This is a genomic window from Streptomyces sp. NPDC048507, from assembly GCF_043199995.1.
Taxonomy (GTDB): Bacteria; Actinomycetota; Actinomycetes; order Streptomycetales; family Streptomycetaceae; genus Streptomyces.
Genome location: NZ_JBICWZ010000001.1, coordinates 482,626 through 494,723 on the forward strand (window position 1 = coordinate 482,626; position 12,098 = coordinate 494,723).

The 12,098-nt window shown below is 70.6% G+C and carries 14 protein-coding genes; 6 read left to right on the forward strand and 8 right to left on the reverse strand.

What is annotated here, in order from left to right; translation table 11 throughout:
• Nucleotides 1-66 precede the first annotated feature (66 nt).
• The 5 genes from ACGFXC_RS02240 to ACGFXC_RS02260 all read right to left on the reverse strand — a co-directional run bounded on the left by ACGFXC_RS02240 (nucleotide 67) and on the right by ACGFXC_RS02260 (nucleotide 2,038).
• On the reverse strand, nucleotides 67-198 hold the full coding sequence (locus tag ACGFXC_RS02240; RefSeq protein ID WP_393708610.1) for a hypothetical protein: 132 nt from the start codon (nucleotides 196-198) through the stop codon (nucleotides 67-69).
• 50 nt (nucleotides 199-248) lie between these two features.
• Nucleotides 249-737, reverse strand: coding sequence for a GNAT family N-acetyltransferase (locus ACGFXC_RS02245; RefSeq protein ID WP_393709589.1), 489 nt, complete (start codon nucleotides 735-737; stop codon nucleotides 249-251).
• A 5-nt stretch (nucleotides 738-742) separates the two neighbouring features.
• On the reverse strand, nucleotides 743-1,111 hold the full coding sequence (locus ACGFXC_RS02250; protein WP_393708612.1) for an ArsR/SmtB family transcription factor: 369 nt from the start codon (nucleotides 1,109-1,111) through the stop codon (nucleotides 743-745).
• A gap of 252 nt (nucleotides 1,112-1,363) precedes the next feature.
• Nucleotides 1,364-1,612 carry a hypothetical protein gene (locus ACGFXC_RS02255; RefSeq protein WP_393708614.1) on the reverse strand — a complete coding sequence of 83 codons (249 nt, stop codon included), beginning with the start codon at nucleotides 1,610-1,612 and terminating at the stop codon, nucleotides 1,364-1,366.
• Between the two features lie 54 nt (nucleotides 1,613-1,666).
• Nucleotides 1,667-2,038, reverse strand: a complete 372-nt coding sequence (locus tag ACGFXC_RS02260; protein ID WP_393708616.1) for an NAD(P)-binding protein — start codon at nucleotides 2,036-2,038, stop codon at nucleotides 1,667-1,669.
• Nucleotides 2,039-2,142: 104 nt separating this feature from the next.
• On the opposite strand from ACGFXC_RS02260, the gene ACGFXC_RS02265 reads away from it, so the two are divergent.
• Nucleotides 2,143-3,510 (forward strand): NAD(P)-binding domain-containing protein, encoded by a 1,368-nt coding sequence (locus ACGFXC_RS02265; RefSeq protein WP_393708617.1) that lies wholly within the window; start codon nucleotides 2,143-2,145, stop codon nucleotides 3,508-3,510.
• A gap of 291 nt (nucleotides 3,511-3,801) precedes the next feature.
• Here the strand turns inward: ACGFXC_RS02265 and ACGFXC_RS02270 are convergent, their stop codons facing one another.
• The 3 genes from ACGFXC_RS02270 to ACGFXC_RS02280 all read right to left on the reverse strand — a co-directional run bounded on the left by ACGFXC_RS02270 (nucleotide 3,802) and on the right by ACGFXC_RS02280 (nucleotide 6,457).
• Complete coding sequence (locus tag ACGFXC_RS02270) at nucleotides 3,802-4,455, reverse strand: CBS domain-containing protein (protein ID WP_393708619.1); 654 nt, start codon at nucleotides 4,453-4,455, stop codon at nucleotides 3,802-3,804.
• A 9-nt stretch (nucleotides 4,456-4,464) separates the two neighbouring features.
• Nucleotides 4,465-4,935 carry a cyclic nucleotide-binding domain-containing protein gene (locus tag ACGFXC_RS02275; protein WP_393708621.1) on the reverse strand — a complete coding sequence of 157 codons (471 nt, stop codon included), beginning with the start codon at nucleotides 4,933-4,935 and terminating at the stop codon, nucleotides 4,465-4,467.
• A 94-nt stretch (nucleotides 4,936-5,029) separates the two neighbouring features.
• Nucleotides 5,030-6,457 (reverse strand): MBL fold metallo-hydrolase RNA specificity domain-containing protein, encoded by a 1,428-nt coding sequence (locus ACGFXC_RS02280; RefSeq protein ID WP_393708623.1) that lies wholly within the window; start codon nucleotides 6,455-6,457, stop codon nucleotides 5,030-5,032.
• Nucleotides 6,458-6,633: 176 nt separating this feature from the next.
• Between ACGFXC_RS02280 and ACGFXC_RS02285 the strand changes: the two genes are divergently transcribed.
• From ACGFXC_RS02285 to ACGFXC_RS02305, 5 genes are read left to right on the forward strand one after another with little or no spacing between them, the layout of a single operon-like run.
• Nucleotides 6,634-7,710 carry a zinc-dependent alcohol dehydrogenase family protein gene (locus tag ACGFXC_RS02285; protein WP_366102807.1) on the forward strand — a complete coding sequence of 359 codons (1,077 nt, stop codon included), beginning with the start codon at nucleotides 6,634-6,636 and terminating at the stop codon, nucleotides 7,708-7,710.
• 5 nt (nucleotides 7,711-7,715) lie between these two features.
• Nucleotides 7,716-8,402, forward strand: a complete 687-nt coding sequence (locus tag ACGFXC_RS02290; RefSeq protein ID WP_393708625.1) for a helix-turn-helix domain-containing protein — start codon at nucleotides 7,716-7,718, stop codon at nucleotides 8,400-8,402.
• Complete coding sequence (locus ACGFXC_RS02295; protein ID WP_393708627.1) at nucleotides 8,399-9,157, forward strand: HAD family hydrolase; 759 nt, start codon at nucleotides 8,399-8,401, stop codon at nucleotides 9,155-9,157. Before ACGFXC_RS02290 ends, ACGFXC_RS02295 begins: the two co-directional genes overlap by 4 nt.
• Complete coding sequence (locus tag ACGFXC_RS02300) at nucleotides 9,154-11,562, forward strand: glycoside hydrolase family 65 protein (RefSeq protein WP_393708628.1); 2,409 nt, start codon at nucleotides 9,154-9,156, stop codon at nucleotides 11,560-11,562. The genes ACGFXC_RS02295 and ACGFXC_RS02300 overlap by 4 nt, the downstream gene beginning before the upstream one ends.
• Nucleotides 11,563-11,602: 40 nt before the next feature.
• Nucleotides 11,603-12,004: a universal stress protein gene (locus tag ACGFXC_RS02305; protein ID WP_393709591.1), complete on the forward strand. Its 402-nt coding sequence runs from the start codon at nucleotides 11,603-11,605 to the stop codon at nucleotides 12,002-12,004.
• Nucleotides 12,005-12,098 lie beyond the last annotated feature (94 nt).

The window sequence follows — 12,098 nt, forward strand, 5'->3', positions numbered from 1 at the left end:
TCGCCATCGCGGCAGCACCCGGTCCAGGATCTGCTCGACCACGTGGGCGCTGGTGACGATGTCCTTCTAGGCGGCCCTGGTGATCTTCCTCGTCGAGAAGACGATGACGTCACCGGGAGAGTAGCCCAAGGGGCGCAGCTCGGTCAGTTCCAGGAAGCGATCGAGCTCGACGTGGGCCCACGCGATGTCGATGCTCATGTCGGGCATTGTGCACCCGCTCGCCGACACCGAAACCGAGAACAGTCCTGTCAGCCCTCGACGGAACTGCGGCGCTCCAACAGGACCACGTCACGCCAGACGCCGTGGTGTCGGCCGATCCGCTCGCGGGTGCCGATGATCCGGAAGCCGGCCCGCTCGTGTAGGGCGAGGCTGGCAGTGTTCTCGGGGAAGATCCCGGACTGGATCGTCCAGATCCCGGCCGTCTCGGTAGAGGTGATCAGGGCATCCAAGAGGGCTCGGGCCACGCCGCGGCCGCGGGCGCCGGGGTGGACGTAGACGGAGTGCTCGACCACGCCCGCGTACGCGCACCGGTCGGAGACCGCGCTCGCCGCGACCCACCCCAGCACGGCGCCGACGTCGTCGAGGGCGACGAAGCGGTGGGCAGGCAGCCTGGCCTTGTCGAACGCGGCCCACTCGGGAGTCTGCGTCTCGAAGGTGGCGTTGCCTTCGTCGATCCCCGCCTGGTAGATACCCAGCACCTCTTCGGCGTGCTCGGACAGGAGTGCCTCGATCCGCATGCTGGTCACGCCGCCTCCGCGGCGCCGGTCAGCAGCGCACCCATCGCGGCGAGCACGGACGGCTCGACCCGGTAGTACACCCACGTGCCGCGCCGCTCCGAGGACAGCAGTCCGGCCTCCTTCAGCTTCTTGAGGTGGTGGGAGACGGTGGGCTGGGAGACGCCGACGTCAGAGATGTCGCACACGCAGGCCTCGCCGCCTTCGTGGGAGGCGACGGCGGAGAACAGGCGCAGCCGGACGGGGTCGCCGAGGGCCTTGAACATCTTCGCCGCGACCTCGGCCTCGTCTGCAGACATGGGGCGCTCGTTGAGCGGGGGGCAGCACGGGGCGACGGCCTCGGGCTCCATGAGCGGCAGAACCTTCGCGTTCGACATACGTCTATGTTGACACATGTCGAACCAAGGCGGCAGGGGCTCAGGTGCGGGCCAGGGGGGCGGCCAGTCGGCGCGCTGTTCGGACGGCATCCTTGCCGGTGCCGCAGGGGGTGTGCGAGGACAGGCTGCGCTGCCACTCAAGGCCGACGAATGCCAGCCCTGGGTGGGCGAGGGAGGCGCCGCCGCGGTGGCGGGGAGTCCGGCCGGATCAAGCGCGCCCGCGAGTCCGGCCAGATACGGCAGGTGGGCGCGCTAGCCGGTGGCAAGGATCAGCGCATCCAGCCGTTCTGTCGTCCCCTCCGCCCAAGTGGCCTGGTTCGCGGGGAAGTCGGGGAACATGGGGCGTCGGTCGGGGGCGCTGGCGGCGCGGTGGTTGCCGTCCAGGACCGGCGGTGCGGGCGGCGTCTTCGGCAAACGGGCCAGCGGGGCCGCATCCAGGCCGGTCCGGGTGAGTCGGAAGTGCAGATCCTGGCCGAGCAAATGCTGGCGGGCGAACCTCACGGGTGTCCGCGTGGACAGACTCGTGCGGCTCTTGCGGGCCAGCTCGGCAGCGATCTACACCGCTGAGTTCCTCGTCCCAACCACGGCGACGCGCTGGTGAAATCGCGCCCGTCCGCCCGGGACGGCAGTCACCTGCTGCCGGGTCCGGATGTCGGCCTGCAGGCGGGCGGCGTAGGCGGTCGGGTAGGTGACGACTTCGTCCCGGTGCAGGCAGCGGTCCGGATCCCCGCCGAACGCCATGCCGGGCAGTGCACTGGACCGAGCCGGGGAGAGCAGGGGCAGGCTGTCGTAGTAGTGCGGCCGCGACCCGGCCATATGGTTCGAAGCCTCCAGAACCACCGGCGTTCGTCCCTGGCCGGCCAGTGCGTGGGCAGCAGCCAGGCCGGCCTGGCTGCCTCCGATCACGGTGACATCCACATGCTCCACAACTGCCTAGTTTCGATAAATGTCTATGTTGACGGGCATCGAAACAGGTGCCATGCTGGCAGCGCAAGACATCGACAGGCATCGAAGCAACCAGGGAGTCGACCGTGACCGCGTCAGCCACCACCGACCTGCCCGTCGTCGTCATCGGGGCCGGCCCCGCCGGTCTAGCCGCCGCCGCCCACCTCGTCGACCGCGGCCTGGAGCCCCTGGTCCTGGAAGCCGGCACGGCAGCCGGCGCCGCGGTGCGCGAGTGGGCACACGTGCGACTGTTCTCCCGCTGGGGCGAGGTCGTCGACCCGGCCGCCGAGAAGCTCCTCGCCCCGACCGGCTGGACCAAGCCCGCCGCAGACGCGTACCCCTCCGGCGGCGACTGGGCCGACCTCTACCTCCAGCCCCTCGCCGACGTCCTCGGTGAGCAGGTCCGCTACGACGTGACCGTCACCGGGGTCTCACGCACCGGCCGCGACCGCGTCGTCGACGCCGAGCGCGAGGCCCAGCCCTTCGTCGTCCACTTCCAGAACGCCGACGGCCGTGAGCAGTGTGTCCTGGCCCGCGCCGTCATCGACGCCTCCGGCACCTGGGCCACCCCGAGCCCCGCAGGGGGCAGCGGCCTTGCCGCGCTCGGTGAGAAGGCCGCCGCCGACCGGATCACCTACCGGGTCCCGGACCTGAAGGACCCCGCCGTCCGCTCCAGGTATTCGGGTAAGCGGATCGCGGTCATCGGCTCCGGCGCCTCCGCGTTCACCGCCCTCGCCTACCTCGCCGACCTCGCCAAGTCCGGGGATGGCGAAGGCACCCACACCACATGGCTCCTACGCCGTGGCATCTCCGGCTCCACCTTCGGCGGCGGCGAAGCTGACCAGCTTCCCGCCCGCGGAGCCCTCGGCCTCGCCGCCAGGGCCGCCGTCGACGACGGATACGCCGACGCGGTCACCGGATTCCGCACCGATGCCATCGAGAAGAACGAGGCGGGCCGGGTCATACTCGTCGGCGAGGACGGCCTCCGCCTGGACCCGGTCGACGAGGTCATCGTTCTCACCGGCCTCCGCCCCGACCTCACCTTCCTGAACGAACTCCGTCTCGGCCTCGACGAACGCCTCCAGGCCCCCACCGAGCTCGCCCCGCTGATCGACCCCAACCAGCACTCCTGCGGAACCGTCTACCCCCACGGCGTGAACGAGCTCTCCCACCCGGAGAAGGACGTCTACCTCGTTGGCATGAAGTCCTACGGCCGCGCCCCCACCTTCCTCGCCATGACCGGCTACGAACAGGTCCGCTCCATCGCCGCCGCCCTCGCCGGGGACCGCGACGCCGCCGAACGCGTCGAGCTCACCCTCCCCGAAACCGGCGTGTGCGGCGGAGCAGGTCTCTTCGACGAGCCGGAGGCCGCCGAGCAGAGCGGTGGTGGCTGCTGCGCGGCCCCGGCCACCCTCACCATCGGCGCAGCACCTGCCTCCTCCGGCGGCTGCTGAACGGTGCCCAACGCGCAGGCCGGCGTGGCCGCGACCGGAACAGGGGGCCTGTCGCGGCCACGCGCCGTCCCGCCCGCCCTCTGCCTCACCCAGATCACCAGCTGGGAGTTCTGGGAGTGATCCATCTGCTTCACGTCTGTTGCGTTCGCCAGCTGGGCCCGAGGCTGTAGTCGCTGTGCCTGTTGCTGGGCGGAGGCGGCGTCTGCGCGTGCCATGGACAGGAGCTGGGGGAGCCGCCCGACTGCTTGGCAACGAGGAGTTGTGGTCCACTCGAACCCGGCGAGGCCAAGCTCATGGTGAGGCGTGCGCCTCCAACTGGCAGTGGACCTGTACGACGCCTTCCACGGAGTGGGTGAGGCGCTCGGCCATCCGAATCAGGCTGCTGTCTCTGACCTGGCCGGTCAGAGTGGCGATGCCTTCTGTGACGGTGACCTTGACGGCCTCGTGGGACAGGGGGAAGAGGCGGTCGACGACGGTGCGGCGGATCTCGGTGGCGAGTTCCTCGTCGCTGCGCAGGAAGACCTTGAGGAGGTCGGCACGGCTGACGATGCCCTGGAGGGTGCCGTCGGCGTCGACGACCGGGAGGCGCTTGATGCGCCGGTCGGCCATGAGGCGGGCGGCCCAGGGGAGCGTGGCGTCGGGGCGGATCGTGACGGCCGGAGTGGTCATCAGGTTCTCGGCGTGGGTGGAGCCGGCTTTGGCGGTGTCGCCCAGGCGGCGCATCTGCTCGATCAAACCGGGGCGGTGCTCGTGGAACTCCTCCTTGGGGAGGAGATCGGCCTCGGAGACCACGCCGACGACGCGGCCCTCGCCCTCGATGACGGGGAGGGCGGTCACCTTCCACCGCTCCATCGCGGTGGCGATGTCCTTGAAGCCGGTCGATGGGGTGACGGCGATGACCTTGGTGGTCATGACGTCGGCGACGGTGTACGGGGTGGAGGTCATGGCGGGTCCTCAGCGTGCGTAGGCGAGCGGGGTGCCGCTGCCGTGAGGGGCGAACAGGTCGAGGAGCCTGGTGCGGGCGGAGTCGAGCCGGTCGGCGATGACGGCGGCCACGGCCGTGGAGACGGAGCGACCGACAGCGGAGTCCTCGTTGCACAGTCCGCGTACGGCGGCGGCGTCGAATTCGAGGGCGCGCACCTCGTGGGTGGCGGTGGCTCCGAGGTGCCAGCGGTAGGGAGGGAACATCCAGGACCAGCCGAGCAGTTCGCCGTAGCCGAGGGTGTCGACGACCACGTTCCTGTGGCCGGGGACGTGGGTGTCGAGGTCCACCGTGCCGCTCTGGATGATCCAGAACTTCTCGGCCCGCCGGCGTTCCTTGAAGATGCTGGTGCCGGCCGGCAAGGTCACTTGGTGGGAGTGGGCGAGCAGGGCTTCGCGGGCTTCCGGTGCCATCGCTTCGAGGATGCTGTGCATGGTGCTCATCGAGCGCCTCCAACCCTTCGCATCCACCCTGCTCGGTGGGCCACCCTGGCCGGGAGGGCCGCGCGGTGCACTCTGCGGGGCCCGTCCGGCCCGGTCAGCGGACCAGGACGGCCTCCCCGGACTTGGGTATGACGGCCGTCCATTCCAGCTCGTGGTCGATGCGGTCCCGCAGGGTTTCGGAGGCGGTCTCCTCGCCGTGGACGAGGTAGGTGGTGTGCGGGGCCGGGGCGGCGCGCAGCCAGTCGATGATCTGGTCGGCGTCGGCGTGCGCGGAGAAGTGCGGGACGTCGGCGACCTCGGCGCGTACGGGGACGTACTCGCCGAACATCTTGAGAGTGCGGGCGCCGTCCACGAGGTCGCGGGAGCGCGTGCCGGCGGCGGCGAAGCCGACGATGACCACGGCGTTACGGGGGTCGGGCAGGAGCCGGTGGAGGTGGTGCAGGACGCGGCCGCCGGTGGCCATGCCGGCGGAGGAGACGATGATCGCGGGGCCGGTGGTGCTGTTGATGTCGATCGACTCCTGGACGGTCCGGGCGGCCAGGAAGGGCTCCGGGCTCATCGCCGCCTCGCCCTGGGCGAGGATCTCGGGACGCAGCTCGGGCGAGTGGGCCCGCACGGCGTCGCGGTAGACGTCCAATGCCGCCAGGGCCATGGGGCTGTCGACATAGACGGGTACGTGGCGCGGCAGGGTGCCGTCGCCGCGCAGGGTGGCCAGCTCGTGCAGGACGACCTCGGTGCGGTCGATCGCGAAGGCCGGGATGACCACGGTCCCGCCACGGGACAGGGTCCGCGTGATCGCCGAGGCGAATTCCCGGCGGGCGCTTTCGTGGTCGTGGCGGCGGTTGCCGTACGTGGACTCCATCAGGAGAACGTCTGCGCCGGAGAACGGCTCCGGCGGCAGGAGGAGCGGGTGGCCGGGGCGGCCGAGGTCACCGCTGACGGCGAGGGAGTGGCCGTCCTCCAGCGTCAGGTGCGCCCAGGCGGAGCCGAGGATGTGCCCTCCGTGGTGCAGCACCAGCTTCGTGCCGGCCATGACCTCGATCTCGCTGCCCACGGTCACCGGGTCGAAGTACTTGATCGTCTGGTCGACGTCATCGTCGTCGTAGAGCGGCTTGGCGGGGCGGTGCGTGGACCACCCGTGCTGGTTGGCGTGCTCGGCGGCTTCCATCTGGAGGCGGGCGCTGTCGCGGAGCACGATCTCGGCGAGCCGGGCGGTGTGGGCGCTGGTCAGGATGGGGCCGCGGAAGCCGTGCCGGACCAGGCGCGGCAGGTAGCCGCAATGGTCCAGGTGGGCGTGGGTGACGACGACGGCGTGGATGTCCGAAGCGTCGCAGGGCAGCTTGTCCCAGTTGCGGCGGCGCAGGTCCGCGACACCCTGGAAGAGCCCGCAGTCGACGAGGATCCGGGCGTGGTCGCTCTCGACCAGGAACTTGCTGCCGGTGACCGTCCGCACTCCGCCGAGGAACCTCAGCAGGGCCGGGCGGGCGGAAGCAGGAGACGGGGACGGGGCTGACTGGGACATGGCAGCAGCCCTCCTTTCGGAACGGATGCCGGTCTCCACCGTCGCACCGCAGCGCCCTGTCCGCCGGGGACCTACCGGCCCCCGGAAGGGGCCGACCGGCCCAAGCGGGACAGAGGGACACAGGCACAGGCTGACGGTGACCCCTCCCGCGCAGCGCACAGAGAGAAGGCCGCGCCATGAAGGCACTCGTCTTCCACGGACCCGGGCAGACCTCCTGGCAGGACGTCCCGGACCCCTCCATCAAGGACGCCGCCGACGCGATCGTCCGGGTCGACGCCGTCACCATCTGCGGCACCGACCTGCACATCATCAAGGGCGACGTCCCCGAAGTGACCCCCGGCCGCATCCTCGGCCACGAGGCCGTCGGCACCGTCGTCGAGACCGGCGGCGACGTGCGCACCGTCCGCCCCGGTGACCGCGTCCTGATCTCCTGCATCTCCGCCTGCGGCCGCTGCCGATTCTGTCGTGAAGGGCACTACGGCCAGTGCCGCGGAGGCGGCGGCTGGGTCCTGGGCCACACGATCGACGGCACCCAGGCCGAATACGTACGCGTCCCCTTCGCCGACCTTTCCGTCCACCCGCTGCCCAGCGCCCTGGCCAGCCACGACGCCGTACTGCTCGCCGACATCTTCCCGACGTCGTACGAGGTCGGCGTGCTCAACGGCGGCGTGCGCCCTGGCGACACGGTTGCCGTGGTCGGTGCCGGACCCATCGGACTGGCCGCCATCGCCACCGCCCAGCTCTACAGTCCCGGGCGGATCATCGCCGTCGACCTCGCCGCGTCCCGGCTCGCTGCCGCGCGCGACCTCGGCGCCGATGCCACCGCGAGCGCGGACGAAGAGCCCGAGCGTCTGGTCGAGGACCTCACGGACGGACTCGGTGCGGACGTGGTCATCGAGGCCGTCGGCGTGCCCGAGTCGTTCGAGATGTGCACCCGCATGGTCCGCCCCGGCGGACGGGTCGCCAACATCGGCGTACACGGCAAGCCCGCCGTCCTCCACCTCGAGGACCTGTGGATCAAGGACGTCACCATCACCACCGGTCTCGTCGACACCCACTCCACGCCCATGCTGCTGCGCATGATGGCCGCCGGCCGCCTGCCGGGGGCCGCGATGGTCACCCACCGCTTCGAGCTGGACCAGATGGAAGAGGCGTACGACGTCTTCTCGCGCGCCGGCGAAACCGGCGCCCTCAAGGTCGTGCTCGGCGGACCCCAGCACGACACCGTCGCCGTACCGCCCCAGGAGCAGTGAGTGCCGTGAAGAGCACATCGAGTATCCGCCCGCAGCAGTCCGGCGAGACGGCCGGACGCACCGACCTGGGCCGCCGTCTGGCCGCACGCCGCGAGGCCCTTGGCCTGAGCCGAGACGAACTGGGCCGGAGGTGTGGCGCCGACGGCACGTACATCGCCTACCTGGAGGAGCACGCCGCCAGCCCTGCCATCGGCACCCTCGTCCGGGTGGCCGACGCCCTCGGTCTCACCGTCGACGACCTGACAGGCGCCAGCGCCCTCCGCGTCGCGGGGCGAGCCACCGCCCGGCGCGACAGTACGCTCGTACCGCTGGACGAGGCCGAATGCCGACGGCTGCTGAACACCCACGGCGTCGGCCGCATCGCAATCTTCACGCCCGAAGGCCCGGCCGTCCTCCCCGTCAACTACCTGATCGCAGGCCGCGACATCGCCTTCCGCACCTCCGCGGAAGCCGTCACCGCCAGAGCTGCCGGAACCGAGGTCGCCTTCGAGATCGACAACATCGACGACGTGACAGCCACTGGCTGGAGCGTGCTGGCCGTGGGTGAACTGGCAGCCGTCACCGACCCGGACGAGATCCACCACCTCGACACCACGGCTCGCTCCCAACCTTGGGCCGGTGGGCCACGCGGGCACTGGATGAAGCTCACCCCTGCACGGATCACCGGCCGCCGCGTGGTGCATGACTCATGAACGACCTGCATGCGGTCGTCTTCGATACCGACGGAGTGCTCCTCGCCACGGCGGACCGCCACGCGGCCGCCTGGAAGGAAACCTTCGACGGCTGCCTCCCCGAGTGGCAGCCATCGCAGGCCGGTGCACGACCGCGCCCGTTCGACGCCGTCCACGAGTACCGGGACCTGGTAGACGGCAGGTCCCGTCTCGACGGCGTACGAGCCTTCCTCGCCGCCCGCCGCATCGACCTCCCACCCGGAACGCCTGACGATCCACCCGGGTGCGCCACCGTCCACGCGGTCGCCGTCCGCAAGGAGGCAGTCTTCTCCGCGATGCTGCGGGCCGACGGCGTCCGTACCTTCGACGACGTGCGGCCCGCGCTCCGGCGACTACGGGAGATGGAGGTGCGATGTGCGGCCGTGTCGGCTTCGCGGCATGCTCGTTCCCTCCTGGAGTGCGCACAGCTCATCGGCTACTTCGACGCACTCGTGGACGGCCAGGACGCCGCCGCACTTGATCTTCCGGGCAAGCCCGACCCTGCCCTCTTCCTCGAAGCTGCCCGCCGTCTCGGCGCGCCCCCCGCCCATACGGTCGTGGTGGAGGACGCACTGGCCGGCGTCGAAGCGGGACACCGAGGCCGTTTCCGCCTGGTGGTGGGACTCAACCGCGAAGCCGACCCGCACATGAGTGACGCCCTGCGCGCACGCGGCGCCCAGCTCGTCCTACCCGACCTCGTCGGGCTGCCCGCCGTACTCGAAGGCGACCGCCCGTGAGTCCCGTGAGTACGGCCTGGCTCTGGGAGTACCAGCGCTACGACCCCAAGGCCGAGCGGCTCGTCGAGTCCCTGTGCACCCTGGGCAACGGTCGCTTCGCCACGCGTGGTTCAGCACCCGAATGCGTCGCAGACGACGTCCACTACCCGGGTACTTACCTCGCAGGCTGCTACAACCGGCTGGACTCCACCGTTGACGGACGCACGGTCTCCAACGAAGACATGGTCCGACTGCCGGACTGGACCGCTCTGCGGTACCGCTGCCTGCCCGAGGGCGCCCCGCCAGGCGACTGGCTCACGCCCGACCACCCGTCCCTGCGCCATGGCAACGTGTCGCTGGACCTGCGTGCCGGAACGCTCACCCGTCGCATGCTCTTCCATGACGCCGACGGCCGCCGCCTGGGGGTCACCCACACCCGCCTCGTCCACATGGGCGATCCGAACCTGGCCGCTCAGCGCTCGGTGTTCAGAGCGTACGGCTGGAGTGGCCGGATCGAGATCGAGTCCGTACTCGACGGCGACGTCGCGAACGCGGGAGTCGATCGCTACCGCGCCCTGGCGGGGCGGCATCTCGTCGAGCACCGGGTCGGGGTGGAGACGGAGGGCACTGCCTGGCTCTCCTGCACCACCACCAGCTCCCGGGTTCGGATCGGGCTCGCGGTACGGACATCGGCTCGTCCTCTGGCACCGGTGGGCGGGGCATGCACGGCCACCACCGCCACGCAGACGTTCGTTATGCCGATCAAGCGGACGGCCCCGGTCGTCGTTGTGAAGACAGCCGCCCTGTGTACCTCGCTCGACCGTCCCCCGGCCGATCCGCTGCGGCGGAGCATCGACTGCTCCACAAACGCCCCGGACTTCCCTTCCTTGCTGAACTCCCACCGGACGTCCTGGCAACGCCTTTGGAACGAAGGAGAGTTGAAGGTGCCCGGAGAGACTGGCAAGGTTCTGCGGCTGCACGCCTTCCACGTGCTGCAGACCCTCTCGCCGCACACCGCCGAGCTCGATGCCGGCGTCCCTGCCCGCGGCCTTCACGGCGAGGCCTACCGGGGCCACGTCTTCTGGGACGAGCTGTTCGTCCTGCCCTACCTCGCCCTCCACCTCCCCGAGACCGCTCGCGCCCTGCTGATGTACCGGCACCGGCGGCTCCCCGCGGCCGGGGACGCCGCGCGCAGGGCGGGAGCGAAGGGAGCCATGTTTCCCTGGCAGAGCGGTAGTTCCGGCAGCGAGGAGACGCAGCGGCTGCACCTCAATCCGCGCTCCGGCCGCTGGCTGCCGGACCACTCGCACCTCCAGCACCATGTCGGGTCAGCCGTCGCCTGGAATGTGTGGCGGTACGGGCAGGCCACCGGGGACGTCGGGTTCATGCATGGCTCGGGCGCCGAACTCCTCATGCATGTAGCCCACTTCTGGGCCGATGCGGCGACGTGGGACACCGGCCTCGGCCGCTACCGGATCCGCGGCGTCGTCGGACCCGACGAGTATCACGATGCCTACCCGGACGCCGTCGCTCCCGGCATCGACGACAACGCCTACACGAACGTCACCGCCGCGTGGGTACTCGCCCGCGCCCTCGACCTCTACGGGGAACTCCCGGCGGCCCGGCGCGCGGAGCTCCTCACGCAACTCGGCATCGGCCCCGACGACCTCACCGTCTGGGAGGACGTGTCCCGCCGCCTGTACGTGCCGTTCCATCGCGGCGTGATCAGCCAGTTCCACGGCTACGGGGACCTGGCCGAGCTCGACTGGGACGGCTACCGTGCCCGCTACCAGGACGTCCGCCGCCTGGACCGCATCCTGGAAGCCGAAGGCGATACGCCCAACCGCTACCAGGCCTCCAAGCAGGCCGACACCCTCATGCTCGGCTACCTGTTCCGCCCCGCAGAACTCGAACAAATGTTCCTTCGGCTCGGGCATCGTCTCGACGACGGCATCTGGCGCAGAACGGTGGACTACTACCTGCGGCGCACCTGCCACGGCTCCACGCTCAGCAGCCTCGTCCACGGGTGGGTCCTCGCCCGGGAACAGGGCCCTGACGCTTGGCGCTACTGCCAAGAAGCCTTGCTCAGTGACATCACCGACGTGCAAGGCGGCACCACCGGCGAAGGGATCCACCTCGGCGCCATGGGCGGCACCCTCGACCTCGTCGAGCGCGGCATCGTCGGACTCGAGCCTCACGGCGACGGCCTGCACATCGACCCGGTACCCCTCTCCGAAGTGCCCGGTTCCTCGTTCTCGATCTCCTACCTGGGGCACCGGGACATCCGTATCCGGTTCCGGCCTGGCCGGCTCGGTATCAGCGTCCCCGCGTCACTCCTGGGCCCGGTGCCCCTGGTCCTGCCCGGCGACCGGCACGAACGCATCGCCGCAGGCCAGGAGCGGTGGTTCCGGCTGCCCAAGGGCTGACCCGGTAGCCACCCCGTGCTCGCGTGGCGGGGTGATCGTGATGCGCACACTGTGGATGTATCAGCCGTTGGGAATGGTGAACGGAATGGACAGGCAGCATGAGGTTCCGCGGATCGTGGTGGGCGTCGACGGATCGCCCTCGTCCCAGGCCGCGCTGCGCTGGGCGACGCGGTACGCAGGGCTGGTGAGCGGGCGAGTGGAGGCGGTCGCGGCCTGGGACCTGCCCGGTGCCGCATCATGGTCGGCTCCAGCGGTGGACACCACGTTCGACGAGGAGGAGGCCGAGCGGCGTCTGGTCGAGGAGGTCCGCGCGGTGCTCGGTGAGGACGTTGCCTCCTCCGTGCACCAGCGCCTGGTACGTACGTTTCCGTCCATCTCATACGCTGCCTGCGGTTCCGCGGGCCGGCGACCATCGACTTCGACCTGCTGCGGGACCTCCTGAAAGCAACGGCTGCCCGCCCCCGGGAGGCCTGCTGACACCTCCACCTCTCCTCGCCGAGGTCATCGGCGCCCCCGGCGCGCGGTTGACGGTGGTT

Coding starts and splice junctions, on each gene's coding strand:
- ACGFXC_RS02250 (WP_393708612.1), bottom strand. CDS start 1,111: ATGTCGAACGCGAAGGTTCTGCCGCTCATGGAGCCCGAGGCCGTCGCC.
- ACGFXC_RS02275 (WP_393708621.1), bottom strand. CDS start 4,935: ATGAGCACCATGCACAGCATCCTCGAAGCGATGGCACCGGAAGCCCGC.
- ACGFXC_RS02270 (WP_393708619.1), bottom strand. CDS start 4,455: ATGACCTCCACCCCGTACACCGTCGCCGACGTCATGACCACCAAGGTC.
- ACGFXC_RS02245 (WP_393709589.1), bottom strand. CDS start 737: ATGCGGATCGAGGCACTCCTGTCCGAGCACGCCGAAGAGGTGCTGGGT.
- ACGFXC_RS02295 (WP_393708627.1), top strand. CDS start 8,399: ATGAACGACCTGCATGCGGTCGTCTTCGATACCGACGGAGTGCTCCTC.
- ACGFXC_RS02285 (WP_366102807.1), top strand. CDS start 6,634: ATGAAGGCACTCGTCTTCCACGGACCCGGGCAGACCTCCTGGCAGGAC.
- ACGFXC_RS02305 (WP_393709591.1), top strand. CDS start 11,603: ATGCGCACACTGTGGATGTATCAGCCGTTGGGAATGGTGAACGGAATG.
- ACGFXC_RS02240 (WP_393708610.1), bottom strand. CDS start 198: ATGAGCATCGACATCGCGTGGGCCCACGTCGAGCTCGATCGCTTCCTG.
- ACGFXC_RS02280 (WP_393708623.1), bottom strand. CDS start 6,457: ATGTCCCAGTCAGCCCCGTCCCCGTCTCCTGCTTCCGCCCGCCCGGCC.